At 63.4% G+C, this 26,612-nt stretch carries 27 protein-coding genes and 3 tRNA genes; 10 read left to right on the top strand and 20 right to left on the bottom strand.

Going from position 1 to position 26,612, the window contains the following annotated elements; genetic code table 11:
- The 10 genes from QMK61_RS17170 to QMK61_RS17125 all read right to left on the bottom strand — a co-directional run.
- A partial coding sequence (locus tag QMK61_RS17170) for a GTP-binding protein (protein ID WP_302073458.1) occupies nucleotides 1-267 on the bottom strand: 267 nt, incomplete at its 3' end.
- 85 nt (nucleotides 268-352) lie between these two features.
- Nucleotides 353-428, bottom strand: a tRNA-Thr gene (locus QMK61_RS17165).
- Between the two features lie 23 nt (nucleotides 429-451).
- A tRNA-Gly gene (locus QMK61_RS17160) sits at nucleotides 452-525 on the bottom strand.
- 32 nt (nucleotides 526-557) lie between these two features.
- Nucleotides 558-643: transfer RNA gene (locus QMK61_RS17155), tRNA-Tyr, on the bottom strand.
- Nucleotides 644-958: 315 nt separating this feature from the next.
- On the bottom strand, nucleotides 959-1,453 hold the full coding sequence (locus QMK61_RS17150; protein WP_302073457.1) for an acyl-CoA thioesterase: 495 nt from the start codon (nucleotides 1,451-1,453) through the stop codon (nucleotides 959-961).
- Nucleotides 1,454-1,488: 35 nt separating this feature from the next.
- Nucleotides 1,489-1,986 (bottom strand): GNAT family N-acetyltransferase, encoded by a 498-nt coding sequence (locus tag QMK61_RS17145; RefSeq protein WP_302073456.1) that lies wholly within the window; start codon nucleotides 1,984-1,986, stop codon nucleotides 1,489-1,491.
- 584 nt (nucleotides 1,987-2,570) lie between these two features.
- Entirely contained in the window at nucleotides 2,571-5,510 is a 2,940-nt protein-coding gene (locus tag QMK61_RS17140) for a DEAD/DEAH box helicase family protein (protein ID WP_302073455.1), read from the bottom strand.
- 148 nt (nucleotides 5,511-5,658) lie between these two features.
- Complete coding sequence (locus QMK61_RS17135) at nucleotides 5,659-6,393, bottom strand: SseB family protein (RefSeq protein WP_302073454.1); 735 nt, start codon at nucleotides 6,391-6,393, stop codon at nucleotides 5,659-5,661.
- A complete protein-coding gene (locus QMK61_RS17130) occupies nucleotides 6,374-6,661 on the bottom strand; it encodes a BPSL0761 family protein (RefSeq protein ID WP_302073453.1) in 288 nt (95 codons plus the stop codon). Before QMK61_RS17130 ends, QMK61_RS17135 begins: the two co-directional genes overlap by 20 nt.
- 41 nt (nucleotides 6,662-6,702) lie before the next feature.
- On the bottom strand, nucleotides 6,703-7,497 hold the full coding sequence (locus QMK61_RS17125; protein WP_302073452.1) for a hypothetical protein: 795 nt from the start codon (nucleotides 7,495-7,497) through the stop codon (nucleotides 6,703-6,705).
- 136 nt (nucleotides 7,498-7,633) lie between these two features.
- On the opposite strand from QMK61_RS17125, the gene QMK61_RS17120 reads away from it, so the two are divergent.
- The 6 genes from QMK61_RS17120 to QMK61_RS17095 all read left to right on the top strand — a co-directional run bounded on the left by QMK61_RS17120 (nucleotide 7,634) and on the right by QMK61_RS17095 (nucleotide 15,029).
- Complete coding sequence (locus QMK61_RS17120; protein ID WP_302073451.1) at nucleotides 7,634-7,966, top strand: helix-turn-helix transcriptional regulator; 333 nt, start codon at nucleotides 7,634-7,636, stop codon at nucleotides 7,964-7,966.
- Nucleotides 7,967-8,443: 477 nt separating this feature from the next.
- On the top strand, nucleotides 8,444-8,857 hold the full coding sequence (locus QMK61_RS17115; RefSeq protein WP_302073450.1) for a hypothetical protein: 414 nt from the start codon (nucleotides 8,444-8,446) through the stop codon (nucleotides 8,855-8,857).
- A 117-nt stretch (nucleotides 8,858-8,974) separates the two neighbouring features.
- Nucleotides 8,975-10,222, top strand: a complete 1,248-nt coding sequence (locus tag QMK61_RS17110) for a TolC family protein (protein WP_345783641.1) — start codon at nucleotides 8,975-8,977, stop codon at nucleotides 10,220-10,222.
- Complete coding sequence (locus QMK61_RS17105; protein ID WP_302073448.1) at nucleotides 10,219-11,502, top strand: efflux RND transporter periplasmic adaptor subunit; 1,284 nt, start codon at nucleotides 10,219-10,221, stop codon at nucleotides 11,500-11,502. The genes QMK61_RS17110 and QMK61_RS17105 overlap by 4 nt, the downstream gene beginning before the upstream one ends.
- Nucleotides 11,499-14,675, top strand: coding sequence for a CusA/CzcA family heavy metal efflux RND transporter (locus QMK61_RS17100; protein WP_302073447.1), 3,177 nt, complete (start codon nucleotides 11,499-11,501; stop codon nucleotides 14,673-14,675). Before QMK61_RS17105 ends, QMK61_RS17100 begins: the two co-directional genes overlap by 4 nt.
- A 3-nt stretch (nucleotides 14,676-14,678) precedes the next feature.
- Nucleotides 14,679-15,029 carry a copper-binding protein gene (locus QMK61_RS17095; protein ID WP_302073446.1) on the top strand — a complete coding sequence of 117 codons (351 nt, stop codon included), beginning with the start codon at nucleotides 14,679-14,681 and terminating at the stop codon, nucleotides 15,027-15,029.
- A gap of 150 nt (nucleotides 15,030-15,179) precedes the next feature.
- On the opposite strand, the gene QMK61_RS17090 is transcribed toward QMK61_RS17095, so the two are convergent.
- A complete protein-coding gene (locus QMK61_RS17090; RefSeq protein WP_302073445.1) occupies nucleotides 15,180-15,518 on the bottom strand; it encodes a YnfA family protein in 339 nt (112 codons plus the stop codon).
- On the bottom strand, nucleotides 15,515-16,000 hold the full coding sequence (locus tag QMK61_RS17085) for a helix-turn-helix domain-containing protein (RefSeq protein ID WP_302073444.1): 486 nt from the start codon (nucleotides 15,998-16,000) through the stop codon (nucleotides 15,515-15,517). The genes QMK61_RS17090 and QMK61_RS17085 overlap by 4 nt, the downstream gene beginning before the upstream one ends.
- Nucleotides 16,001-16,064: 64 nt before the next feature.
- On the opposite strand from QMK61_RS17085, the gene QMK61_RS17080 reads away from it, so the two are divergent.
- Both QMK61_RS17080 and QMK61_RS17075 read left to right on the top strand, forming a co-directional pair.
- Nucleotides 16,065-16,775 carry a hypothetical protein gene (locus QMK61_RS17080; protein ID WP_302073443.1) on the top strand — a complete coding sequence of 237 codons (711 nt, stop codon included), beginning with the start codon at nucleotides 16,065-16,067 and terminating at the stop codon, nucleotides 16,773-16,775.
- Nucleotides 16,772-17,011, top strand: a complete 240-nt coding sequence (locus QMK61_RS17075; protein ID WP_302073442.1) for a GDCCVxC domain-containing (seleno)protein — start codon at nucleotides 16,772-16,774, stop codon at nucleotides 17,009-17,011. Before QMK61_RS17080 ends, QMK61_RS17075 begins: the two co-directional genes overlap by 4 nt.
- 23 nt (nucleotides 17,012-17,034) lie before the next feature.
- Here the strand turns inward: QMK61_RS17075 and QMK61_RS17070 are convergent, their stop codons facing one another.
- The 4 genes from QMK61_RS17070 to QMK61_RS17055 are packed head-to-tail and all read right to left on the bottom strand — an operon-like array spanning nucleotide 17,035 to nucleotide 19,580.
- Nucleotides 17,035-17,403 carry a metalloregulator ArsR/SmtB family transcription factor gene (locus QMK61_RS17070; protein WP_302073441.1) on the bottom strand — a complete coding sequence of 123 codons (369 nt, stop codon included), beginning with the start codon at nucleotides 17,401-17,403 and terminating at the stop codon, nucleotides 17,035-17,037.
- Nucleotides 17,404-17,463: 60 nt separating this feature from the next.
- Entirely contained in the window at nucleotides 17,464-17,973 is a 510-nt protein-coding gene (locus tag QMK61_RS17065) for an arsenate reductase ArsC (RefSeq protein WP_302073440.1), read from the bottom strand.
- Nucleotides 17,974-17,985: 12 nt separating this feature from the next.
- Nucleotides 17,986-19,074: an ACR3 family arsenite efflux transporter gene (gene arsB, locus QMK61_RS17060; protein WP_302073439.1), complete on the bottom strand. Its 1,089-nt coding sequence runs from the start codon at nucleotides 19,072-19,074 to the stop codon at nucleotides 17,986-17,988.
- Nucleotides 19,071-19,580, bottom strand: a complete 510-nt coding sequence (locus tag QMK61_RS17055) for an arsenate reductase ArsC (protein WP_302073438.1) — start codon at nucleotides 19,578-19,580, stop codon at nucleotides 19,071-19,073. Before QMK61_RS17055 ends, arsB begins: the two co-directional genes overlap by 4 nt.
- 138 nt (nucleotides 19,581-19,718) lie before the next feature.
- Between QMK61_RS17055 and arsH the strand changes: the two genes are divergently transcribed.
- Nucleotides 19,719-20,531, top strand: a complete 813-nt coding sequence (arsH, locus tag QMK61_RS17050) for an arsenical resistance protein ArsH (RefSeq protein ID WP_302073437.1) — start codon at nucleotides 19,719-19,721, stop codon at nucleotides 20,529-20,531.
- Nucleotides 20,528-20,965: an arsenate reductase (glutaredoxin) gene (gene arsC / locus QMK61_RS17045; RefSeq protein ID WP_302073436.1), complete on the top strand. Its 438-nt coding sequence runs from the start codon at nucleotides 20,528-20,530 to the stop codon at nucleotides 20,963-20,965. Before arsH ends, arsC begins: the two co-directional genes overlap by 4 nt.
- Before the next feature lie 180 nt (nucleotides 20,966-21,145).
- Here arsC and QMK61_RS17040 read toward each other — a convergent pair whose 3' ends face one another.
- From QMK61_RS17040 to QMK61_RS17025, 4 genes are read right to left on the bottom strand one after another with little or no spacing between them, the layout of a single operon-like run.
- Nucleotides 21,146-21,523, bottom strand: a complete 378-nt coding sequence (locus tag QMK61_RS17040) for a hypothetical protein (protein WP_302073435.1) — start codon at nucleotides 21,521-21,523, stop codon at nucleotides 21,146-21,148.
- Entirely contained in the window at nucleotides 21,520-23,673 is a 2,154-nt protein-coding gene (locus QMK61_RS17035; RefSeq protein ID WP_302073434.1) for a hypothetical protein, read from the bottom strand. The genes QMK61_RS17040 and QMK61_RS17035 overlap by 4 nt, the downstream gene beginning before the upstream one ends.
- Complete coding sequence (locus QMK61_RS17030; RefSeq protein WP_302073433.1) at nucleotides 23,607-25,466, bottom strand: hypothetical protein; 1,860 nt, start codon at nucleotides 25,464-25,466, stop codon at nucleotides 23,607-23,609. Before QMK61_RS17030 ends, QMK61_RS17035 begins: the two co-directional genes overlap by 67 nt.
- A 4-nt stretch (nucleotides 25,467-25,470) precedes the next feature.
- Nucleotides 25,471-26,355, bottom strand: a complete 885-nt coding sequence (locus QMK61_RS17025; protein WP_302073432.1) for a tyrosine-type recombinase/integrase — start codon at nucleotides 26,353-26,355, stop codon at nucleotides 25,471-25,473.
- Nucleotides 26,356-26,612 lie beyond the last annotated feature (257 nt).

Here is a 26,612-nt window from a genome sequence, read left to right as displayed (position 1 = left end):
CACGTAGTCGGCGTGGCCCGGGCAGTCCACGTGCGCGTAGTGGCGGGTCGGCGATTCGTATTCCACGTGCGCCGTCGAGATCGTGATGCCGCGCGCCTTTTCTTCCGGCGCCGCGTCGATCGCGTCGTAGGCCTTGAATTCGCCGCCGAACCGCTCCGCGCCCACCTTCGTCAGCGCCGCCGTCAGCGTCGTCTTGCCGTGGTCCACGTGGCCGATCGTGCCCACGTTGACGTGCGGCTTGGTGCGTTCGAATTTACCCTTTGCCATACGCGCTAAACCCCGATGGAGTCAGTTGATGTGAAATAAAACCAATCCGATCGACACCGGATCGACGCCCGCGACGCCGTGTAGATGGTGCTCATGACTGGAATCGAACCAGCGACCTCTTCCTTACCAAGGAAGTGCTCTACCGACTGAGCTACATGAGCACGAAACACGAAGACGGGATCAATGGAGCGGGAGACGGGAATCGAACCCGCACCATCAGCTTGGAAGGCTGAGGTTCTACCATTGAACTACTCCCGCCCGGATTGCAACGCCCTGCGCGGAACTCGTCATGGTGGAGGGAGGTGGATTCGAACCACCGAAGGCGTAAGCCAGCAGATTTACAGTCTGCCCCCGTTGGCCGCTTGGGTATCCCTCCAACAAAGAACGGCTATTGTCGTGAGCGCCCGGAAATGTGTCAAGACTTGCGGGTGCAAAAATCGACGAACTCTCGCCGTCGCCGCGGGCACGCATCGGACGAGGCCTGAACGCGGGGCGCGCATCATAGCGCTTCGCCCACGGCATCTGAATCCCCTGCTGCGGTGCGGTGGGGCGCATGCCGCGACCGCTTGCCGGCCCGCACCGCCCTGCATCGTTCCCCCGCCGCCCTGCCGCCCCGGCCCTGCTGGCGTCGGCGTTGCGCACGGCGCCGCCAGCCGGAGCGGCGGCCATGGCACGAGCGCCCCTCGCTTCCTCACTGATCCCGCGGCACGCGCATCGCGGTCACCTGCTGCTCCATCTCCTTGGACAGCGCCATCAGCCGCTGCGCATAGGCCTGCAGGCGACGCTCCTCCTCGTCGCGCGGCTGCCACGGCGGCACCGGCGTGGGCCGGCCACCGTCGGGGCTGTCCAGCGCCACGAACACCATCACGCAGCTGGTGGCGAGGCGCTGCTCGCCCCTGCGCAGGTCCTGCGCCAGCACGTCCACCGCCAGGTGCATGCTGGAGGTGCCGGTATGAATCAGCCGCGCCCGCACCGTGACCAGGTCGCCGATCAGGATCGGCGCCACGAACTGGATGCCGCTGACCGACACGGTGACGCAGTACGCCCCGCTCCACGCCACCGCGCAGGCGTAGCCGGCCTGGTCGATCCATTTCATCGCCATGCCGCCGTGCACCTTGCCGCCGAAGTTGACGTCGGTGGGCTGGGCGAGGAAGCGGAAGCTGACTTCGTGCTGCTGGCCTGGCATGCGTGCTCCGGTCATTGGCCGCGGACGGGCCGGCATTATGCCCGCTCGCGGCGTTCCGGGGCGCGCTCCAGCGCCATCGGAGTGGTCAGCACACCGTTGGGCGAAAACTGCTCCGGCCCGGTCGCCACGAAGCCCAGCCGCAGGTACGCCGGCACCGCGCAGCGCGAGGCATTGAGGGTGAAGCGGCGCGTGCCGGCACGGCGCACCGCGTCGGCCATCGCGCGCCGCCACAGCCGCCGCGCGATGCCGCGGCCGTGGTAGCGGGTACCGACGAAGAGCTGGGTGAGGTGGCTGTCGTCGCGCAGCGTCGCCACGCCCGCCAGGGTGTCGCCGAGCCAGGCAAGGTGGAAGCGGTGGCCTTCCTGCATGCGCAGGCGCTGGGCCGCCGCGCCCTGGCGCGACAGCAGCGCCAGCCCCGCTTCGGGCGGCTGGTCGGGCACGATCCAGCGCCGCGTCACGCGACGCACCAGGGCGGCCACCGCGCGGGCGTCATCGGGACGCCCCAGCCGGATCCGCAGCACCACCTCCGCCATGCCCCACCCCGCGCCTTGCCGAACGGCGCGCATCCTCGCACGGAATGCCCGCCGTCGACGCGTGTCGTCCGCGCGACGCGGGCGGCGTGGTTCAGACGTTGTGTAGCCTTAACAGGCCAGCTAACACATGGACACATTAAGTATATGAAACCGCAACAACTCACCTCACAGCTTGTGTCGCCTAGATAGCGTCTAAATATGGACACTAAAAGGCCCGAAGTGTCCATAACTTCGGATTCCGGTGAGGGCTGAACAGAGTTCCCGTACGGTCTAGAGAACGCGCTGGTGTTAGGCACATTTGCTGCTATTGCCCTATTTCGGCCAGCCAAAAAGTCCGCCATGGGTCGGAAACGGACATCGGACGATCGGGACCAACGGACTGATCGCCCAGGTCCGAAACTCCGACGGGTACGATCCGCGGGCGCACCTGCAGGACGCCGCTTCGTCACAATAGCCATTGCCCTGCGAAGCCGTAAATCCGCTAGGGCCTGCCAGAGCACATCGGGCGCTCGCTGAGCGGCGCTTTTCAGCAAGCGCCCACCCTAAGGGCGTACCTTGTAGTCGGATCCACTAACCCGTGGGACTTACGGGCTGGTAATCACACGTAAATCCACATTCGCGATATCGCGCAGATACATGTAGGTGGTACCGAAGACTGTCATAACACTCTCGGTCACATTCGCGGCTGAGACGGCCGGTTGAACGATGTAGAACCCCATCCGCATCTCCACGTCATTCGCCTTGAACCTCAGCCTGTCGATGTGGTGGGGCGTGCCTTTGAGAAGCCGCTGCGTTTGCCCGCCGTTGCTGCTGTAGCGCGCAAGGAGTCGCTGGAAGAGCGCGGGCCCTTTATGAAGCCATTTCGCGGAGCGGCTGGCTTGTCCGGCGACCACGTATGCGTCGTCGACGCGGGCGCCCGGACGCTGGCCGCTGCCGCAGTACTTGCAGTGATAGAGGTCCACCACGATGTGGTCGTTCGCTTCCCGAATTCCGACCAGATCCGCGACTTCGCCAGCGCCGTCGTCATTGAAGATAATGTCGTAGCTATCGAAGATCTTCTGCAACGTAAATCCTTGGACCGAGTCATAGTCGGTGGGGTGGATCATCGACTCCTTGTGAATATTCGTCGTGCCCCAGTCCCAACTGGTCAGCAAAGACGAGGGAAGCGGGACATTGAGGGCTGCGTGGGTAAAGTAGCGGTAGTTGCCAATCAAGATGGAACCATCCGCCTGCAGCAGGCGCATTCGCTCACGCCCAAGGTACTCGGCGAGATCATGCTGCTGGTTGCCGATGAGAAGTGTCGCGCGCCCAGCGGTGTACCGGTACCCGTCCGTGTCGAGGTGGATCCGAATGGTCGTCAGGGGCCGTTCCTCGCCATCGGGCAGGACGACAGAGAGCGTGATCGCGAGGGTGGCATCAGCCTCCCTAACGGGCTGGCTGAGCTTCGTATCCAGAAGCGGGTACGACGTGCCGTCGAACGTGAGCGTGCACCGGCCTTCGGTTTCAACACCGAGCGCGTCAGGCCAATCAGCGAAGAAGATACCGTCGGGCCACCGATTCGCGAGTTTTTCTGCGCGCATGACGTTGCGCAGGATCGCAGCGGTGTCGATGGTTGGATCATTGATCTTGGCTGCGACGCCGTCGCACCAACGCACCCACTCATCCACGGCGCCCGAGTCCATCTTCCACAACTTTCCCTTGGCCGAGCACCCGGCGGTCGTTCCTTCACCATTGGCGTGGCCGACACCAAAGATGTTCGACTTGATGGAGCGACCGCTTTCGAGGTCGTCCATGACTCTGTTGACGTCTTGCCCCACGTGCATGGTGAACCGCACGTCCCGGCCCGATCGGCTCAGACCGACGTTCTGAAGCCGGAGTCGGTTGATGCCATGCATGATGCGGAAGACGTCATCGCCATCGATGCGCCGCGCAGTCGGTGCGACAAGACGTTGAAATCGCGTCGCCTGGCGTACGTCCCCTGTGCAGGAAATAAACAGGATGGCGTCGCTCCGGCGGAAATAGGCCAGATATAGGATCCACGTCGATCCGAAGATCGACTCGCTTCGGGCCCAGGCGACGGGCGCAGTCTCGTGAGACACCGCCATGACAATCGTGCCGTCGTCGCTCACCGAATGCATCTGTAGTGTCTCGGTGGGTGAGCCCAAGCGCTCGACAGCGCGCGGGTGCCAGCTCGACGGGATTAATCGGTAGGCGAGTCCGCTGATATTGGGCGTGGGATTGAGCGCAGCGATCTTCGCTCCGTCGGAGTCTCCCTCGAATCGCGTTTCGAACTCTTGCCGTTGGAGTTCCCGCCCTATGCGCTCCGCGCTAACCTCGCGGATGATCAAGCTCCAGTCAGCGCTCTCCTCGTAGAGCCGCTTCATCGGGCTGTCCGCGCGCTGGTTGGCGACGTTGGCGACGAACTTGGCCGTTCCGAGTCGTGAATCCGTGCGCGTCAGTCGTCCGATGAACTGCAGCGTGACCGCCGGACTTTGGTGCTGGTCATGAATGGCCGCGATCTTGAGCTCAGGTAGGTCGAAACCTTCGCCGAACATGTCGACACAGATTACGATGCGGCTATGTCGGTTATGGATTCGAGCGAGATCTCGATCCTTTGTCCTGCTTTTGCTGTGGATCACAACCGGCTCGAACTGGGCACCGAGCTCTTGGTAGAGGGTAACGAGGCGATTGGCTTTGGCAATCGTGGCGCAACGCGCCATCAGGAGGTGATCAAAACCGTTGCCGACATCGTCCGCCAGCAGCTCGATCGCTTTGCTGGCGATGGTGCGGTCAATCTGGTCGGCGACGTACTCGCGAACCGGGTAGAAGTCGATCTTCTGGAAGTAGTTGTCGCGCTGTGCCTGGGCCAGGCTGTAGTTGAAGACGATTCTACCGTCCAGGCGCTGCTGGTCGAGACGAAAGGGCGTGGCAGTAAAGTAGATCGCGGGCTTGGTCCCGAAGGCCTGCCGGATGCGGCCCCACGTGACTGCCGCGACGTGATGCGCCTCGTCGAAAATCACATGGCTAAAATGCACGGCAAAAGCCGCCAGTTCGTCATCAGCCAGTTGTGCCAAGGCAGCTGGCGTTGCAATGGTGACGTTGGACGTTTCAATCGCAGCTCGGTCCATCGCAGCGTCATGACCGTCGATGCGATGCACGATCGGAGACAGGATGTCGTCCGTGATGGCACCGATGGCGCGCAGCCGCTGCAGACTAGCCAATCGATCCCCAATCTGGGTGCGCAAGGCATCGGACGGCACGATGATCAGGGTGCGCTTGAACCGGCCTGCGATGATGATCGCGAAGATGGCGTCGGTCTTGCCCGTACCAGTGGGCATCACGACGGTCGCAGCCACGTCGGGTTCGGAGTCTAGGTGCGAGAACACCGCAAAGGCAGCGGCGCGCTGCGGCCTACGAAATCCCCTGTATCCGTTGGCAGGCCCTTCGACCGCAAAGTTGAGGGTGTGATCTGCCCAGCTGCGATAGACCGCGTTCTCGCGGTACAGGTCGACGTCGACGTCCATGAATTGCCCCTGTGAAGCGGCCAGCGGCCACTTGCCGATCGTAGCAACAGAACAATCGGCCCACACACATTCTGTCGCAGGTCAGGGCACCCGGCTGTAGGAATTCTCCGACATCCTATATGGATGCGATGTCCATCCGACCATCTGCTTATGCCCCGTAAAACTGAATGCCTCTGTGGCAGAAATCTGGGAGCGCCTCGCCCGGATTGATGAACGCGATGCTCAGAGGAAGATCCATTCGTGGCGACTTCGTCTTGAGGGCCAGCGTAACAAGTTGAAGCAGCCGCTCCTTCGCCGCGGAAGGCGCGATGATGGCAAGCAAAATGAATACTTCGGCCTTGCTGCCTTGGGTGTGTACCTCCACCAGGTAGGCTGCTTTGACAGTTGCTTCTCGATCGAACAACTCGCGTAGCACCTCATCAACTTCGTTCGTCGGGACGCCGGGTGGCCCCGCGAGTACGGCCTCGTTGTCGATGGGTTCTTGTTGCGCGAAGTAGCCAAGCTCTCTGCCTTCAAGAATCGCCGTCACCTCGGGTGGATAGAGCACTACCGCATCGAGGTTTGGATTGAGCACCAAGGTGGCGCCACGCGTCAGCTCAAACAGGCGCCGCCCCGCCATCGCCATGATCGTGAGGCCAGCGCGTAAGGGTTGTTCAGCTTGAGTGCGATCACTGAAGAACGGAAGCACCGCTTGACCATTGTCCGAGCGAACGAACTGGAAAAACCGGATGCGCCCATGAGGAGGTTCTTCCGTCGGGACATGCGCGTATACGGTGGCATCAAGAAGGGCTCGAAACACAGCTTCTTGAGCTCTTGCCGGGTCCGCCCCCGGTGGCGTTGACCTCGCAGCAGCAAGGAGATCATCAAGCTTTTTCGCGGTCATGACACTTCTTTGCTGGATCCGGTGGTGTTGGCCAATGCTTCGAGGGTTTTCCGTCGATACTGATGTCAAAGATTGGCTCCAGAACGTAGGTTGGGCTGACCAGCTCGTGCCATCCCGCTTGAAACACCTGAGAAGCCGATGGGTAGTGTCGGAGGAGCCACTTGGCTTCTTTGCGCACCGCGGCTGGAACTCGACTGTCGCCGAGCAGCAACGTCAAGAACTTCTGGGTTTCGATGACTGCTCTAGAGCGTTCGTAAGGTAGTGTCATAACCGCTGCTCTCCCGTGTTCGCTGTATGCTTGGGTGTCGCTCAATGGATAGTTCGATGGCGGGTAATTGCCACGGAGAGTGCCGCCAATGAAGGGGAAAGCGTCAGGTACTCGTCGTCCAGCCGAGTGACCTCATACGCGAAGATGGTCGCCAACGTGCTCATGGGGAGTTCTGTCGGTCGCGCCATGCCGCGGATCGTCCAGCGCTCCACGGCCGCACGCTGTGCAAAGCTGGTTACTGCGCAGGCGAACACATTTCCCAGCCGAGTCGCCTCTGTGCCGCCTTGTTGATGGGTGGTCGCCAGCGAGCGCATTGCCAGATGCGTCAGATACATCACCTGGTTCACACTGTGCTGCCTCAGCGCTTGGCGTAAACCGTCTGTCGCCAGGCTTGCCCATGCCGGGTTATACCCCGACTTGGCCAGAATCCACTGGGCATATTGGACCGCCTCGGCCTGGGCGAGATCTTCCCAGAGGGCCAGCAAGGCCTGCATGGCGTCTTCCGTGGGTTCGATGTCCTTGAACAGCGTCTTCACCACGTCGTGCTGGCGCGTGCAGTCCCGCGGCGCCCAGCGTATCCGCCATGCCACGCTATCGAAGCTGTAGCGTGTCCAGTCGCGTGCCAACAGCCAGTCGTCGGCGTGGGACGGCGAAAGCTCCGGCTCGATGATCCCCAAGGCCTGCAAGGCGAGAAGAACACGCTGTGAGTAGTGGTCGTGCGGCGCCAGCGGCAGACGCAGCGCATCCAAGGGGAGCAGCCGCGTCAGCGAAACGTCGGCGGCCACGCGCACGGCCGCCGAGAAATAGAGGTTGGCGGTCAGATCACTCGAATTCACTACACACCTTCCGCAGGTTGAGATGTGGCCGTCCATGCCATCGGGATGCAATCCGTCGATATTAAGGAACTCTTAGTATGCAGGCAAACCGTCGCCGCCGAAGCTGCCGTGAGTCGCAGCAGGAACGGAACGGCGAGTGGCACGCGGAGGCAAAAAAGAGGCGGTCATTGCGGCGCGCCTGCGGGCGGCCCGACTGGAAGCGGGCTTGTCACAGCGAGAGCTGGGCATACAAGCCGGCATGGATCCGTCCGTCGCCTCGCCGCGCGTCAATCAGTACGAGCGCGGCAAACACACCCCTGATACCGGTACGCTCCTTCGACTGGGTCAGGTGCTGGGCGTCCCTGTTCCCTACTTCTTGGCCGACGACGATGATCTGGCCATGCTCATCATCGCGTACCACCGCATGTCTGCGGCACCACGCCGACGCTTGCTCGCGTTGGCTTCCCGCACGGAGCAGGCCCGGCCATAGTGTTGGCAAGTCCAGGGATCGCGACGATCCAGCTCTCCGTCAGAGCCACCCCAGCAGATATGTCGGTGGCTCCTAACCTTGTCGCTGACCAGAACACATTGAAATCTCGCGGTTCTTTGGTGGGTCATTCTGGGAAGCAGCCTACTTGGCGACATGGCTAAGTTGTCATCTAACTACGCGCGATAGGGTTAGGGATCATCAATCCGGGGATGTCATAGGTGGCCGGTAACGGATTCAGTTCATCTGTTGATGACGCAAAAAGAGGCCGGATCCCTTCAAGGATCTAGGCGTTCAGTTAAGCTGTTGATGACGCAACAAGACCGGATCCCTTCAAGGGTCCGGTCTTTTTGTTGTGGTGCATGGCCAGCGCCCGCTCGCTCAGCAGACGCCGCCCTACCGCTCGGGTTTTGAGCGCAGCCTTCCGCGCAGTCGTGACTTGACTGGACTCGACTCCAGCTGCGCTAAGATGGCTGGGCCATGCGCAAACGCTTTCACATCAGTCGTCGTCGTCGTGTCCTTTGGACCGGCATCGCGCTGTTTTGCCTGCTGTTCCAGCAACTGGCCATGGCGGCCTACGTCTGCACTCTGCCCGTCGCATCGACAACTATCGCCATGACGGGGCACTGTGCCGGCATGGGCACGGGAATCGCGGCAACGATGCCCACCGCGCATCAGCACGGCGTGGATCCGCGTTGCGCCGAGCACTGTGCGGGCACGACGGCATCGACGCACGATGCCAGCCTCCCCACGGTTCCACCGCTCCTGCTCGCCTCGACATCCCCCGTGGTGCTGGGGGCCATCGTGCATGCGGATCGAGTGGCGCTTCCCAACACGGCCCTGCATCGGCCCGATCCACCTCCCACACTGCGGTTCTGCTCCCTGTTGATCTAGCACCTCCCGGCCATCGCCGAGGTGCCGTCGTGCCTGCGTGGCGCGACGCCTGTTCGATCACGGGAGTGAATCCTCATGTTGTTTTCCTGTTTGGCCCGCCGTCGGTGCGCGCGGGCGTTGCTTATCGTCCTGGGTGGATGGGCGACCGTCGCCACAGCCCAATCCATTCGCCTGCCCCTGACACTCGACGCCGCCGTGCGGCAGGGTGTGACTCGTGCGCCGTTGCTCGCCGCGCGCGATGCTGAAGTCGGAGCAACGCGCGACGAAGCCATGCGTGCGGGGCGCTTGCCCGACCCGTCGCTGACGTTCGGTGTCTCCAATTACCCGGTCACCGATCCGGGCGCTTTCAGCCTGCGCTCGGACACGATGACCATGCGCACGATCGGTGTGATGCAGACGATTCCCTCACACGCGGCGCGGGCGGCGGATCGTTCGCTGGCCGCCGCGCAGGTCGATGCTGCCGAGGCTGACCGCACCGCCACGGCACAGGATGTGCGCGAGCGCATCGCCGACGCTTGGATCGGGGTATGGGCGGCCGCGCAGCAGCGCACTTTGCTGGAAGCTTTGCGCGACGAAAGTACCCTCGCGGTGCAGGTCGCCAAGGCGCGGTTGCACGGTGGCACCGGCAGCGCGGCGGACGTGCTGGCGGCACAGGCCGAGGCGCTGACGCTGGCCAACCGGATCGAAGCATCCGACGCCGATTTGCAGGTGGCAAACGCGTCCTTGCAGCGCTGGCTGGGCGACGCACCTACTGCGCTGGCGGATGCCCCGGACTTCGGCCAGTTGCCGGTCGCGCCGGACCAGCTTGAACAGCACACCGATCGGCAGGCACCGATGCAGGCGTGGCAGGCGCGCGAGCGGGTGGCCGATGCCGCACTGGCGCAGGCGCGCGCCTCGAAGCACCCGGACTGGAGTGTGGATGTGACCTACGGCCACCGCGCGCCGTATCTCTCGGACATGGTGATGGTGCAGGTCGGTGTGAGCCTGCCGCTGTTCACCCGCAACCGGCAGGACCGCGCCATCAGTGCGAAGCAGGCGCAGCGCGACGCCGTCGAGTCTGCGCACGAGGATGCCCGCCGCGCGCAACGCGAAACCGTCGCGCGCGACGTTGCCGTCTGGCAGGGCTGGGGTCGGCAGATCGTGCGCGACCGCAACGATCTGCTGCCGCTGGCTCGCGATCGCAGCCGGGTGGCGCTGGCCGCCTACCGCGGCGGCGGCACGCTGCAACCTTGGCTCGATGCACGCCGCGACGAGATCGCGCTGCACCTCGACTACGCCAACGCGCTGGCGACCCGTGCCCATGCCTGGGCCGCCCTGGCCTACCTGTTGCCCGAATCCACCCCGTCTTCGGAGAACCTGCCATGAAACGGATCGGTATCGTGATGGGCACGCTGGCGGGTGCCGTCGTGTTGCTGGCGTTGGGGTATGTCGGCGGCCGTCACGTCGGCGCCGCATCAATGGCTGCCAACACCGCCACGAGCCCGCAGGGCGCGCAACGCAAGGTGCTGTATTGGTACGACACGATGGTGCCCGACCAGCACTTCGACCACCCGGGTATGTCGCCGATGGGCATGCAAATGGTGCCCAAATACGCGGACGATGGCAGCACCGACAAGAGCGTGGTGCACATCGATCCGGCCACCGTGCAGAACCTGGGCGTGCGCACCGCACCCGTGGTGCGCCGGGTGCTAGCGGCCCAGCTCCAAGTACCCGGCACCGTGAGCTGGAACCTGCGCGACGCCGTCACCGTGAGCGCGCGCGTCGATGCGACGGTGGAACGGCTCGACGTGCGCGCACCGTACACCGACGTCAGGGCCGGGCAGCCACTGGCCGAGCTGCTGGCACCGTCATGGAGTGGCGCGATCGCCGAATACCGCGCCCTCCAGCACGCGCAGTCCCCGGACGCGCAGGCGCTGCGCTCGGCCGCGCGGCAACGCCTGCAGGTACTGGGCTTGACGGCACAGGACATCGCTTCGGAACGGGATGGTCATATCACGCTGCATGCGCCGCAGGACGGCGTGGTCACGACGCTGGACGTACGTGAAGGCCAGCAGGTCGGCGCCGGGCAGACCTTGATGACGCTCAACGGTCTGTCCACGGTGTGGGTGGAGGCGGCGCTACCGCAGGCCGCAGCGGGCATGGCGCGCGCCGGCACGCCGGTGTCCCTGCGTGCGACGGCCTTGCCCGGCCAGGTGTTCCGCGGCCAGGTGGAAACCCTGCTACCCGACATCGACGCGATGACCCGCACCCAGCGTGCGCGCATCGTGCTGGCCAATCCGGATCACGCACTAAGTCCCGGCATGTTCGTCAGTGTGGAGCTGCAACCGGCGGCGGGTTCGCCCGAACCGGTAGTGCCCGACGATGCGGTGATCGCCACCGGCAGCGACACACCGCGGGTAATCGTGGCCGAGGGCAACGGGCAGTTCAGGCCGGTGGCGGTGCGCCTTGGACGTTCGGCCGGTGGGGATACCGAGATTCTCGCGGGGCTTTCCGGCGATGAGCACGTGGTGGTGTCCGGCCAGTTTCTGATCGACTCGGAGGCGAGTCTGTCCGGATCGCTGCAACGCCTGCAGACAGGCGAGTCCGTGCCCGCACCGGCATCCAGCACCGCCATGCCGGGCATGCCGATGGGAGACGGACGATGATCGCCGCGCTGATCCGCGTTTCGATCCGGTACCGCGTCTTCGTGTTGCTGGCCGCGCTGGCGCTGGCAGCGGTCGGCGTGTTCTCGGTGTGGCATACGTCCATCGACGCGCTGCCGGATCTCTCCGACACCCAGGTCATCATCCGCACCAGCTACCCCGGCCAGTCGCCGCAGGTGGTCGAGGACCAGGTCACCTATCCGCTGGCCACCACCATGTTGTCGGTGCCTGGAGCGACCACGGTGCGCGCGTACTCGTTCTTCGGCGATTCCTACGTGGACGTGCTGTTCAGCGACAGCACGGACCTCTATTGGGCGCGCTCGCGCGTGCTGGAGTACCTGAGCCAGGCGCGCGATCGACTGCCAGCTGGCGTCAATCCCGCACTCGGTCCGGATGCCACCGGACTGGGCTGGATCTATGAGTACGCGCTGGTCGACCGCACCGGCCGGCACGACATCGGCCAGCTCACGGCGTTGCAGAACTGGAACCTGCGCTTCCAACTGAAGACCGTGCCGGGCGTCGCCGAGGTGGCCACCCTGGGCGGCATGGATCGCGCTTGGCAGATCGTGCCCGATCCGCAGGCGCTGGCCGCGCGCGGCCTCACCGTGGCGCAATTGGTCGATGCCATACACGCCGCCAACGGTGCCAACGGCGGCTCGGTGATCGAGCAGGGTGAAGCCGAATTGATGGTGCGCAGCGAGGGCTACCTGAAGACCCGTGCCGACTTCGAGAACGTGCCCATCGTCGCCAATGCGAACGGCGTGCCGGTGCGGTTGCGCGACGTGGCGACGGTACGGCGCGGTCCGATCTTCCGGCGCGGCCTCGCCGAGCTGGACGGCCAGGGCGAAGTGGTCGGCGGCATCATCGTGATGCGCTCGGGCCAGAACGCGAAGGCCACCATCGCGGCGGTGAAGGCGCGTCTGGCGCAGTTGCAACGCAGCCTGCCGGCAGGCGTCGAGATCGTGCCGACCTACGACCGCTCCCGGCTGATCGACGCCACCGTGGAGAACGTCTGGCGCAAGTTGCTGGAGGAGTTTCTCGTCGTCACCCTGGTCTGCGCGCTGTTCCTCGGTCACCTGCGCTCGGCGCTGGTCGCCGTGATCACCCTGCCGCTGGGCGTGCTCGCCGCCTTCATCGTGATGAACCTGCAAGGCGTCACCGCGAACCTGATGTCGCTGGGCGGCATCGCGATCGCGATCGGCGCGATGGTGGATGCGGCGATTGTGATGATCGAGAACACCCACAAGCACCTGGAGCACTGGCGCGACGCGCACGATGGGCAAGAACCGCAAGGCGCGGCGCGCTGGGCGCTGATCGCCGAGGCCACCGTGGAAGTGGGGCCGGCGCTGTTCGTGAGCCTGCTGATCATCGCGCTGTCGTTCGTGCCAGTGTTCGCGCTGCAAGGCCAGGAGGGCAAGTTGTTCAAGCCGCTGGCCTTCACCAAGACCTACGCGATGGCGGCCGCCGCCGGGCTGGCGGTGACCCTGGTGCCGGTGCTGATGGGTTATCTGGTGCGCGGGCGCCTGCGCGCCGAACACGCCAATCCGATCAATCGTGGCCTGGTCGCGCTGTACCGGCCGATCCTCGACACGGTGCTGCGTTGGCCGAAGGCCACCCTGGGGCTGGCCGCTTTGGTACTGCTCACGGCGCTGATGCCGCTCAGCCGCCTTGGTAGCGAGTTCATGCCCGCGATGGACGAGGGCACGCTGATGTACATGCCGACGGCCTTGCCTGGGCTGTCGTCTGGCAAGGCGGCGCAGTTGCTGCAGCTCACCGACCGCATGCTCAAGACCGTGCCCGAGGTGGCCCACGTGTTCGGCAAGGCGGGGCGCGCGGACACCGCCACCGATCCGGCCCCGCTGGAGATGTTCGAGACCATCATCACCCTCAAGCCGAAGGATCAGTGGCGTCCCGGCATGACGATGGCCAAGATCAAGGCCGATCTCGACCGGGCCGTACACGTGCCGGGCCTGACGAACCTGTTCGTGCCGCCGATCCGCGACCGCATCGACATGCTCTCCACCGGCATCAAGAGTCCGATCGGCATCAAGGTGTTGGGCACCGACCTCACCACGCTGCAGACGGTGGCCGACCGCATCGAAGCGGTGGCCCAGACCGTGCCTGGGGTCAGCTCGGCCGTGGCCGAGCGTCCGACCAGCGGACGCTATGTCGACGTGCATATCCATCGCGATGAGGCGGCACGTTACGGACTGACCCAGGAGCAGATCCAGCAGCTGATCGCCACGGTGGTCGGCGGCGATCCTGTCGGCCAAAGCATCGAAGGGCGCGAGCGCTTTCCCATCGTGGTGCGTTACCCACGTGTAGACCGCGATTCGGTGCAGGCGCTGCGGCAGTTGCCGATCGTGGCGGCGAACGGTGCGCAACTCACCTTGAGCCAGGTCGCCGACATCACGGTCGCAGCGGGGCCGTCGATGCTCAAGAGCGAGGATGGCCAGCTCGCGACCTACGTCTACATCGACACGGCCAGCAGCAACCTCGGCGGCGTGGTCGCCCGGCTGCAGCAGGCCGTGGCACGACAAGTCACGCTGCCGCCCGGCGTCACGCTGGACTGGTCGGGGCAGTTCCAGTATCTCGCCAGTGCGGCGGAGCGGCTCAAGCTGGTAGTACCGGTGGCGTTACTGATCATCTTCGCGCTGATCTACGCCGTGTTCCGGCGTGCCAGCGAGGCGGCATTGATCATGGCCAACGTGCCGTTGGCGCTGGTTGGCGGCCTGTGGCTGATCTGGCTATTAGGCCATTCGGTATCGGTGGCGACGGTAATCGGCTTCATCGCGCTGGCCGGCGTCGCCGCCGAGTTCGGCGTGGTGATGCTGCTGTACCTGCGCCACGCCTGGGATCGGCAGCTAGCGCTCGATCCGCAGGCCGGTATCGACGCGCTCGACGAAGCCATTCGCCAAGGCGCCGCGCAACGCGTGCGGCCGTTGGCGATGACCGTGGCGGTAATCATCGCCGGCCTGCTGCCGATCCTGCTCGGCCACGGTGCCGGCTCCGAAGTCATGCAGCGCATCGCCGCGCCGATGATCGGCGGCATGGTCACCGCGACGTTGCTGACCATGCTGGTGCTGCCGGCAGCATTCCGCCTGCTGGTTCGTTACCGGCTGAGCAAAGCCAGCAGGGCAAGCGCGCCCCTTCTTCCCACCACGAAAGGAAACTGACCCGTGAAAACGCAGTTCTTCACTCTCGCATTCACCGGCGCACTGATCGTCGCCACCGGCCCGGCCGCTGCCCAGCAGATGGATCCGAACATGCCCGGCATGGCCGGCACGCAAGTGACGAAGCCCACCGAGGCGCAGGGCGTGGGGATCGTCAAGGCTATCGATCCCGCCAAGGGCACCATCACCCTTCAGCACCAGGCCATCACGGCCATCGGCTGGCCGGCGATGACGATGTCGTTCAAGGTAGCCTCGCCGAATCTGCTCAAGGTCGCCAAGGTCGGCGACAAGGTGAAGTTCACGCTGCGCCCGGCCGGAATGGCCAGTACGGTGACGTCGATCATCGTGGAGCGATAACCACACATTCGTGTGCCTGCTTGTGCAGGCACGCGCTATGCCCCTGCTGAAAATCCCGCGTCATTTGAGACCGCCAACGAGCGTGTGGACGATTGTCGACGGACCAGGTGCACGGCGGCATACACCGAGGCACTCAGGCCACGCACTTCTTCAGCCAGCCACCGCATGGCGGGGTGCAAACAGGATCACTGCTGCACCCAGTAGGCAGATGCCGGAGCCGACAACGTCCCATCGGTCAGGCCGAACATTTTCGACTCGCCACAACCACACGATCGACGCCACGATGTAGACGCCGCCATAGGCAGCGAAGGCACGCCCTGCGGCGTTGCTTTCCGAAAGCGTCAGCAACCACGCGAATGCGGACAACGATACGAGTGACGCGGCCAGGAACCATAGAGGCTTGCTTTCTCGTAGGCATAACCAGAAGCCGTAGCATCCGGCAATTTCTGCCAGAGCGGCGGCAGCGTAGACCAAGGCGGTACGGGTCATTTGATGCTCCCTTTCACTTCCGCTTTCGCGCAACAACCTGTTCGCCGCGGTTGAATTCGCAATGGCGCGTTGCCATGGGCCAACTCTTCGAGCATCACGCAGTCGGCGCCCGGGCCGCCCGCGCACGATTGATCGCAGCTATCTACAAAGGAAGCGATGCTGCGTTCGAGCTCGTGCAGCTCAGCAAGCCTCCGGCGTATCTCCACCAAGTGCGCGAAGGCGAGATCACGTGCTTCCGAACATGAGCGTTCGCGGTTCTGCACCAGCGAGACCAGCAGCCGTACCTTGTCGATTGGAAAGCCGAAATCACGGCAGCGGCGGATAAAGGTCAGGCGGCGGACATCGGCTTCGCCGTAGACACGTTGGCTACCGGGTTGGCGAGAGGCTGTCGGCAACAGGCCGATGTCTTCGTAGTAGCGAATGGTGGGAGCCGTGGTGTCGGTAGCCTTGGCCAGACGCCCAATTTTCATTTCAGTGGTCATGAGGGCTTGAACTTCAAGTTACTTGAAGGAATAGCGTAGCGCCATTCCACCGGAAATGAACCGCATGACTGACATGGCCATCCCCGGACCCGCATGCTCGCTGGAGGGCCGTGCGTTTCAAGAGCGCATCGCCTGGATCACTGAGCTGAACGGAAAACACCTGCGCCGCGTTCAGCGCCAGGGCACCACACTGACGCTGATTTATGATCCCGCCGCACGACACGACGTCGAAGCCTTGGTGTCGCGAGAGCAGGAATGCTGCGCCTTCCTGGAATTCAGGATCGCCGACAGCAACGAAGGAGTCTCCCTCGCCATCACCGTGCCGGCCCATGCCTCCCGGGATGCCGATGCACTGCTGGCTCCTTTTCAAGGTGGTCGATCGACCGCAGGGGCCGCGGCATGCTGTGGAGCCTGTACTGGACCAGCTAGCCCCGTGAAAGCTGGGCGAATCGCGGGGGCCGCCACAGCCACATCGGCAACGGCAGTCATCGCTTGCGCCGCATGCTGTGTGCTGCCTTTGGCTTTCCCCACCATCGCTGCAACAGCGATGGCGGGCGGCTTGTTGGGGTGGCTGGCCGGCGCGCACGTGTGGCTGACCGTCCTGGCGGTATTGTCCGTTGTCGGAGCCTGGCTGTGGGTATGGAGGCAGTCCGTGAAGCACAAGGCAAGACTGGCCAGTTCAACCTTGTGGCTGATGAGCCTCGCAAGTCTGGTGCTGGTTCTCGCGCTCGCTTGGCCGCATATTGAGCCCAAGCTGATGGCATGGTTCCTATGACGCAACCGGTTTCGGATGTCCCTGCCCATGGAATCGAATTGCATAGCACGCTGACCTGCCCGCATTGCGGCCATCAGGCCAGCGAGACTATGCCGACTGATGCCTGCCAGTTCTTTTACGACTGCGCAGGTTGCGGCGAGCTGCTCCGACCGAAAGCCGGCGACTGCTGCGTGTTCTGCTCCTATGGCAGCGTGCCGTGTCCGCCGATCCAGCAGCAGAAATCCTGCTGCGGGTAGCGATTGGCAAATCACCCAGCCCGTCAGGCTGTTCGGGCTTTACTACGCAACTGGGTACGCGAGCTTGTTGCTTGCCCAGCATCTTTTACAGGCGCGCAACTCTTTCCGGTGGCGCTGCAGCAGTTCTCGGTGAGGTAGCCGATCAAATCGTCCATGGCCGCCATCGAGGCCGTGTAGTAGATGAAGCGGCCTTCCTGCCGGCTGGTGATCAGGCCGGCGTGCACCAGTTCCTTTAGGTGAAAGGAAAGCGTGGTGTTCGCGACGCCCAGACGCTCGGCGATGGCACTCACCACCAGACCATCCGGCGCATGCTCGACCAGCAGGCGATAGATGGCCAGGCGGGATTCCTGAGCCAGAGCGGAGAGGAGCGTGATGGCTTGCTTGGTCTGCATGACGTGCGGGTGTTGTTCCTCTGGGGCTCGGGCAGTGTACGAGGAGGGCGGCCGGCCGGGTCAAGCCGGCTGCGAATCGGCCTCGGAATCCAGCCCTTCGATCCGGCTGCTGAGCGCCAGGCGATCAAGTGCTTCAAGGCGCAGGTTCATCAGCAAACTGATCCGCTGCTGCAACAGATTGCGCGCCAGCAGGAACGCCTTGTAGACCATTTCGCGGTCGCCCGTGGCCTTGGCCGGATCGGGAATGTTCCAGTGCGCGGTGATCGGCGCACCTGGCCACGCGGGGCACGCTTCGCCGGCCACCTGGTCGCACACAGTGATGACGAAATCCATGATGGGCGCATCAGGAAGCAGGAACTCGCTCCAGCTCTTGCTCCGCAGCCCTTCGGTCGGCAGGCTGACGGCTTCCAGCGCCTCCAGTGTCTGCGGGTAGATGAACCCCTTGGGCTGGCTCCCGGCGCTGTAGCCGCGGAACCGTTCTCCGCCGCGGTGGTTCGTGATGGCCTCGGCGAGGAGGCTGCGTGCGGAGTTCCCGGTGCACACGAAAAGGACGTTGTAGTGGCCTTGCATGGCACTCTCCGGTCAGACGGTCTGGGCTTCGTACCAGCGCTTGCTGGCGGTGACGATGCGGACCACGGACAGCATCACCGGCACCTCGATCAGCACGCCCACTACGGTGGCGAGCGCTGCGCCGGAGTGCACGCCGAACAGGCCCACCGCCGTCGCGACTGCCAGCTCGAAGAAGTTGCTGGCACCGATCAGGGCCGAGGGCGCTGCCACGCAGTGCGGCACGCGGAACGCGCGATTGAGGACGTAGGCCAGCGCCGAGTTGCCGTAGACCTGGATCAGGATCGGCACCGCCAGCATGGCGATCACCAGCGGCTGGGCGAGGATCTGCTGCCCCTGGAAGCCGAACAGCAGCATCAGGGTCAGCAGCAACGCGCCAAGCGAGATCGGTCCCAGCTGGGCCAGCAGACGCTGGAGTGCATCCTGGCCACCATGGGCCAGTACGACACGACGCAGCACCGCGCTGATCAGCACCGGCACGACGATGTAGAGCACCACCGAGAGGATCAGCGTGTTCCACGGCACGGTGATCGCCGAGATGCCGAGCAGCAACCCGACGATGGGCGCGAAGGCCACCACCATGATGGCGTCGTTCAAGGCCACCTGGCTCAGCGTGAAGTTGGGCTCGCCGTTGCACAGGTTGCTCCACACGAACACCATCGCCGTGCAGGGCGCGGCCGCCAGCAGGATCAGGCCCGCGACGTAGGAGTCCAACTGGTCGGCCGGCAGCCACGATGCAAACACGTGGCGGATGAAGATCCAGCCCAGCAGCGCCATCGAGAAGGGCTTTACGGCCCAGTTGATGAAAAGCGTGACGCCGATGCCCTTCCACTGGCGGCGCACGCCACCCAGCGCGCCGAAGTCGATCTTCAGCAGCATGGGAATGATCATCAGCCAGATCAGCACGGCGACGGGCAGGTTGACCTGCGCCACCTCCATGTTGCCCAGCTTCGCGAACGAGTCGGGCAGCAGGTGTCCCAGCAGCGTGCCGGCGGCAATGCACAGCAGCACCCAGACGGTCAGGTAGCGCTCGAAGAAGCCGATGGAGTTTTTCGCAGGAACGGCGGCTGAGGCTTCGCCTGCCGTCAGTGACGTCTCGTTCATGCCGCGTCCTCATCTTCGTCGGTGATGGCGCCAATGCGATCCAGCGCCTGCTTCAGGGCCTCGCGATCCATCGTCTCCACCGGCAGGTCGACCAAGGCGGCGACCCGGTAGAGGATCAGCGTGTGCGCGCGACGGAACGCTTCCAGCAAGGCGCCATGGCCGTGCGCGGCAGCCGGATCGGGCAGGCCCCAATGGCTCTTGACGAAATCGCCGAAGAGCACCGGGCAGGTTTCGTTGGCCGCGTTGTCGCACACGGTGATGACGATATCGAGCGGCGGCGCACCTGCTTCCGTGAAGCGATCCCACGACTTGCTGCTCAGGCCATCTATCGAAATACCAGCGGCCTGGAGTTCCTCCAGCGCGTAGGGGTTGACCTTGCCCGTGGGTTGGCTGCCGGCGCTGAACGCCTCGAAACGGCCCTTGCCCAAGTGGTTGAGCGTGGCTTCGGACAGGATGCTGCGGGCGGAGTTGCCCGTGCAGATGAACAGGACGCGGCAGGGGTTCATGGCGGCTCTCGTGCAGGTGCGCGGATCGGGCAGGGGAAGCACGGGCAGCGCACGCGGTGATCGTTTCCGCGCGGCCATCTTGCTTCGATATTTCTATATTCATAGAATCATTGCATCAATGCAATACCGGACCTGCCCGTGACCGAAGAACTCCCGCACATCGACGCCGCCCTGCTCGACACCCCCAGCCTCGCGAAACTGGCGCTGCCGACGGGTGCCGACCATCCACCGCGCATCCTGATCCTGTACGGCTCGCTGCGGCCGCAATCGTTCAGCCGCAAGCTCGCCCTGGAGGCGGAGCGCATCCTGCGCCGGTTCGGCGCCGAGAGCCGCGTGTTCGATCCGCACGACCTGCCGATGCTGGACAGCGTGCCGGCCAGCCATCCCAGGGTGCAGGAGCTGCGCGCTTTGTCGTTGTGGTCCGAGGGGCAGGTCTGGGTCAGCCCGGAGCGGCACGGCAGCGTCACCGGCGTATTCAAGAACCAGATCGACTGGCTGCCGCTCGAAGACGGCAGCGTGCGCCCGACGCAGGGGCGCACGCTGGCGGTGATGCAGGTCTGTGGCGGCTCGCAGTCGTTCAACGTGGTGAACGCGCTGCGCGTGCTGGGGCGCTGGATGCGCATGGTGACCATTCCGAACCAGTCGTCTGTCGCGAAAGCCTGGCAGGAGTTCGACGAGGACGGCCGCATGAAGCCCTCGCCGTTCTACGACCGCGTGGTCGACGTGATGGAAGAGCTGTTCAAGTTCACTCTGCTGGTGCGTGACCGCAGCGAATATCTGGTGGACCGCTACAGCGAGCGCAAGGGTGCAGCTGAAGCTGGAAAGCTTGCGGCCACCGCAGGGGTCACCGAACGTCCACTGACGAGTGTGCCGGTTGCCGTGGCTACACCCGCCACGCTTCGAGCTCCGGTGCGCACGGCGTGCTGCGGTACCGGCGGGGCCTGTTCATGACCTCGGCCATCGATTGGCCCGTAACGATCTACCACAACCCCGATTGCGGTACGTCGCGCAACACCTTGGCGTTGATCCGTCACGCCGGCATCGAACCGACCATCATCGAGTACCTGAAGCACCCGCCCACACGGGAGGAGCTCGTCCGGTTGATTGACGAAGCCATGCTCCATCCCCGCGAGGCCTTGCGGCAAAAAGGAACGCCCTACACGGATTTGGGCCTGGATGACCCAGCCCTCACGGATGCAGCCATTCTCGATGCCATGCTGGCGCACCCCATCTTGATCAATCGGCCATTCGTGGTTACGCCGAACGGAACGCGGTTGTGCCGTCCCTCCGAGACCGTGTTGGACATTCTGCCGCCGGTCACGCAACCGTTTGCCAAAGAGGACGGTGAGATCGTGATCGATCACGACGGGCGGCGTGCACGCTGAGGCCTCAGATGCCGCCCGTCGCCAAGTCCTCCTCCCCGATGAAGAACAGCGGACTACGGTTCCACGTGCGAGGCGGCCATCGTGCCCGCATGCGCTTTCTTTGCTTCGCGCAGGATCCCTATCGCCTCCTTGATCACGTAAAACACGATGGCCGCGCCGATGATCAAATCCGCGCATAATTCATTTCACTGAGACAAGTCGCCCGGACTTCAAACGTCCGTTCTCTTCGGTCAATTGCTTGACCTCGGCGCGAAGGGCGTAGAGCTCGTACAACAGAGCCACCTCTCTGTCGAGGGACTGGTCCAATCGTCGCCTCAGGTCCTCGAGATCCATGCGCAATCGTGGCATAGGGTCAGAAGTAACCTTTATCTCAGTCTGCTGCGCGGCTGCAGCATCAATGACCGCGATCAACTCAGCGTAAGCGGGTCTAGATTTCTTGATGCTGCCTCGCCCACTACCAGCTTCCAGTGCGACCGCATCGTTATTGATGGGCTCGCCACGTGCGATCAAACGCTCCAGCGCGGCGTAGTATTTGGCAACTTGGATCTTGGCACTCATACGGCCCCCGTGAGGCGTTTACGCGCCTTGAGGAGGACCCGCAGGTGATCGACTTCCAAGCGGTGCTCAACGCTATCCGCTTCGGTGCTCGCCAACGTAGCCACCACGGTTTCCTGCGTAGTGATCAGCAGACCTAGGCGCTTTTCAAACACCACCGCGTTAGCACAGTCCGTTTCAAGGCAGTTCCAAGGAATGGGTTCCAGCGGTGTGCGCGTGCAGTCCTCCACGGCGACGCAACCGCCCAGGACCGTCTCACGGTAGGCCAGCTTGCCGTCACGGAAGAGTTTCAGGGTTTCTTCCTTGGAACGGCTGGATACCGTTTGCGCCATGCAGGCCGCGCCCCGTCCACCGACCTCACCGATGAGATCTTCATCCGAGAACAGCAAGGCCATGCTGAAGGCCAGGAAGCTCGATTCTGACTTGGCCGCGTTCCACTCATGGCTGAAGTGCTCCTTGTCAAAGACGAGGTTGACTGCCCGGCAGAAGCCATCGCTGTAATACGCGCGCATCTCGTCGGTGATGTGCTGCAACTGCCCTTTGAGGGCCGGCAGACTGACCATGCCCGAGCGATGGGCATAAACCGACAGGCTCCGTCGATATTGATGGAAGGTCAGCGGCCACGGTTTGCCGACCTCTATCCCCTCACGCAGCCAGTTCCGCTCCAATTCCATCGCGTTGAGTTCGTCGATGTCGACCTGGGTGATGACGGGGCAAATCTCCGGTATCAGCTGGTCGCGCATACCGCTGTAGATAGTCGTGTGATTCTGCTTCTTGTAAGGGTTGGCCGTCGAGCAGAACAACAATGCGGCGTCATCGTTGGCGGGGTCACCGTCTTCCAATACCTCTAAGATGGTCGAGGCGACCTTCTGGGCAAGCAAGATGGCTCGACGGCCCTCCGGACTTGTGACCCACTGCGCGGATCGCTTTCTGCCACCATTGAGCTTGTGGCTGTATCCGTTGACGATATGGTGCACCGAGTCACGGTGCTGCACCTCCTCCATAACGCCCTTGAGTGGCAGGATCTTCGCCTCTCCGATGCGCATGCCGGTGAAGGCGATCACGAGGTTCATCAGCCGGAGTTGGATGTCAGCGATCTCACCGGCGATGAACATGTGGAGGGTTCCCCGGCTCCACCCCCTGGTCCGCATCGCCTCCCTCACCTCTTGGAGTTGCTTATCACGATGCAGCCTTCGATGCAGCCTTCGCTGCTTTGCAGTCATGCCTTTCGGCGCATGGCGCGTGCCGGCGCGCTCTTGCCGGTAAGCATTCAGCAGGCTGTCCAGGCCACTCTCGATTCGATCCAAACCACCCAGCAAGCTGGCCAAGATCGCGCAGTAGATGCGAGATGGGATGATGGGTGTTTGGCTGTCTTCTGAAACTGGTGCAGCCTGCTTGATGACCTCCGCCAGCTGCGTCAACTTGACCTCCAGCCCCACGTTGAGGAAGTCGCGGTGGCGCCACAATGTTTTGAGCAGGGATCGGGCAATTTTGGCGTAGTTGGAGTTGAGTTCCGCCGATTCTTCGCCGAGCGCCTGGGGGTCGCAGAACAACGCGAACAACGAGATGCCGCGACGATAGGCTCCCGTAGCCAATCGGGTTAGCGTGAAACCTGCGGTCTGCGTGGTCTTCTGCGCCCTTTGTCGCCCAGCATCCATGTACAACCAAAGCAGTGCCTTTTGCTGCTCGCGAATCAAAGCAGCGAGATTGGTCCTGCCGATGTTCGGTGGCACCGATGGGGCCCCCGTGACAAAAAACGACAGACCGGCCGCGCTTTGCCCACCATCGGTGCCCATCGTGCGCAGATCCCACCTTCCATCTCCGTAGCGGCTCAGAGGCTCCCCCGCCGGATCCAGGCTCACGACCAACCGGGGGTCAAAATAAGACACCACTTCGGGAGCGTCGGCGGTCCCGCCGGAATCGCCATGACCGCCCTCTTGCAGCCTGATGCGCCCCCGGTCAGCCTCCCTCAGCAGCAAGGAGTTAGACGGGGGGGTGACCGGTGTCGCCAGATCGCTTCTTTCCATGAGGGCGTAGGGTGCGGACAGGTTTGAATGGGGCTGCGGATGAATGGGGTGTTTTGCGATCAGGCCGGGGCGGAAGGCGACGCCAGCAAGCCCAGCAAGTGGAGTTGTTGAAGCTTGCTGGCCCAATAGCGACTGAGCCTGCGCTCTTCCAGAACGGCTACCCGAGCTCGCTCATGGACCTCGGGATTGATGCGCTTGATCTCGTTGAGCAGCGCACCGATGCGCTCCATCACGACGGCATAGACCCGTTCGGCCGCACCCGCGTCACCTAGTCTCGGCGCCAAGCGTCCCAGCACGTACCGGCAAGACATCAGCTTGACGCTATCCGCTTCGTCGGCGTGGACCTGAAACTTGTTGCAGAAGAAGCATCCTTCCGTCTTTTTGCAATCGGGCTTCACCAACGGGGCGTCTGCCAGCGCTTCGGGATGGCCGTGGTCCCCGCACCCCCCCACAGGAATAGCGGTGATGGGGGCGGCGCGCGTGGACGCCGCTGCACCGACCTCCGAACGCGTCCGAACCACCGAGGTTAATGAAACCAGGAAAGGGGCCATGTCCGATCTCGACTCCTCCGCGGTGATCTTGCCGTACTTCCGGATGGCGGTGCTCACGGAATGCCCCATCATTTCGGCTGCCACCTTGGGGTTGTGATCCTTGGCCACCTTGCCAGCCTTGTACGCGCGCAGCTGCTGCATCGTGACGTGAGGCAACTTGATACCGAAGGCACTGAACCGCCGGCGTATGTCCCAACTGAACTCCGGTGACAGTGGGATAACGCCCCGAGGCCTCGGCGGAGCCCCTATGGCGTACACGCACTGAATGAACATCGGGCCGATGTCGGGACAGTCAAGCCGCTGAAGCATCGTTTCCCGAAGGCGAAGATAGGTCCGCATGCGGGATACGGTGGTGGAGGTCAGATGAAGCGGCACCGCCTTTCCCCCGGCCCGAAACTTGATGACCTTATGGCGCAGGTTGAGCTTCTCCGGGCTACGCAGTTGCTCATGCAAGTCCTTGGGCTCTTCGTACGACTGAAGCTGAGCGAGGTTGGCACCCGAGTCGCCGATGCACAGCGCAGCGTAGGCCATGCATCCGAGTTCGATCACACGCGCCATGGGAGTGCCACTTGGGATCGGCATCAATCCTTGTTGATCCCTCGACGGCCAGCGCAACTCGCCAAGGAAGGCGGCGTCGTTGCCATGCGAGTCGTCGAGAACGATCCGCGCCACCGAGTCAAACACCCCTTGCGCGCAAGCCAGGAAGCTGGCCACGTCCTCCGTTCCGGGTGTCTTGACGCCGTCACCACGGGGACCTGCAATGGCCTCAATCTCATCACTGTATGCGCGGTCGTGGATCACGGACATCATCTTGATGGCGCCAACGTCCATATGCGACGCCGACGCCGCACTGAGGCGCCGTGCGGTGTGATTCCCCTGCATGCGCTGCCGCAAGTAGCTGTGGTGTTTTTGCAGCGCATCACGAGCCAGATCCGGGTCGCCCAGGATCGACTCAAACCGCCCATCGTGCAGTGGCGCATCCAGCCAGTTCAAAAAACCGGTCAGGCCATGCGCAAACCTGTCTACCACCGACTGAGGCCTGGCGTCGGCGAAACAAAAATACTTGGACAGGCGCTCGATGGCCCTGGGCAGGTCCGCCACCCGCTGCACCGAGAGGCTTGATGGGTTGAACCGATACCACTTGCCGTTGACCTTGCGCTCCAGGTAGCACCACAGGTAGGCATGGATCTGCTCGCCGTTGGTTATCTGCAAAATCGTGCTCTGGGGTACATAAAGATCGGGCATGCCCCCCTCCAATGGGAACGCCAGACGAGGCAACCCGCTCGCATAGCCACGAACGTTGCTGATCCAGTCAGAACCATCCATCGCGCCCCCTATCTTCTCGTTCTTGCCGTTGCGGACCTTCATGCGATTAGGCGGAGCGGATGAGGTCGAGCAGATTCTGGTTCCAGTGAGCTTCCGCTTTCTCGAGGTGTTCCATGTGCCGGCGATACTCGATGTATCGATCCGTCGTGACGGCCGCTTTGTGCCACATGAGTTTGCGAAGTTGCTCCCGGGCCCACAGGTAACGCTCGCGCGTATCTTGGCTCTCCACGACCGCGTCGATCCAATTGATCCCGAAGGTCGCCCGCAGGTCGTGGAACTGGTAGTGAAAGTCGGGGATCGACTTACGAATCTCAGGGATCACGTAGTCCGTGATGAAGGACCGGAGGTTGTGACCTGCCGACGATGAGCGCTTCCGCAGTTCGGTGGCGTCCCGAAGGGCATAGCGATCGTCCTTGGACTCGTAATGGGAGCTACCGCGATTCGACAAGAACAGATAGTTCATCGGGTCCTGCTGGAGTTTGGATTTCTCGCGCTTGGATCTGACCCGGTCAGAGATCGCGTAGATGTGTAGCCATTCGTAGAGCTCCCGCTGCACGGAGAGATACACATTCGCCACATCGCCTTTGGTGTCGATACCGGTCCCCGGCCCGCACGGCAGTTTGAACGGCCACTGGTTGATTTGGCTCGGCGGCGCGGCGAAATCGCCCCAACGCAGTGTCAGGACCGTCTGGATCCGGGCGCCGGTCAGGAGCGCGACGTAGTGCATCAGCTCGTAGTCGCGGTTGCCGCACTGCTTTAGCGCATTGACCAAGGCCTTCTGCTCATCCGGCGACAGTGGCAGCAGCCTCCCGCCGTCATTGATTCGACGATCCCACGCATAGTCCCGTTTGGGAACCTTGATGGACACGTCGGTCGTCGTCACCGCCCTGACCTGCCTGAAGCCCTTGCCGTCGATGTATTGAAGTCCCACGGTTCGATCAACCCATGGATCATTCAGAGGAGCGAAACCTAGTCGGCGTCCGCTTGCCATGAGGAACCGGTAAAAGCCCACCACTGTATGCATGCGGTTACTGGCCGTGCTGTGCTTGATGGCACCGCTATTGATCAGACCTTGCAGGTGGGTTTTGTTGAACCTGCCCCGCCAGAGCGGAGGCCAGGAAGCGATACTTTGATCGCACCCTGGAGGTTCCCATGCAACGCATTACCCGTCGTCGCTACACAGACGAT

Source organism: Fulvimonas sp. R45 (assembly GCF_030504985.1).
In the GTDB taxonomy this organism is placed as follows: Bacteria; Pseudomonadota; Gammaproteobacteria; order Xanthomonadales; family Rhodanobacteraceae; genus Rhodanobacter_A.
The sequence above is the reverse complement of the archived record's forward strand: the minus strand, read 5'-3'. Positions and strand labels throughout refer to the sequence as shown.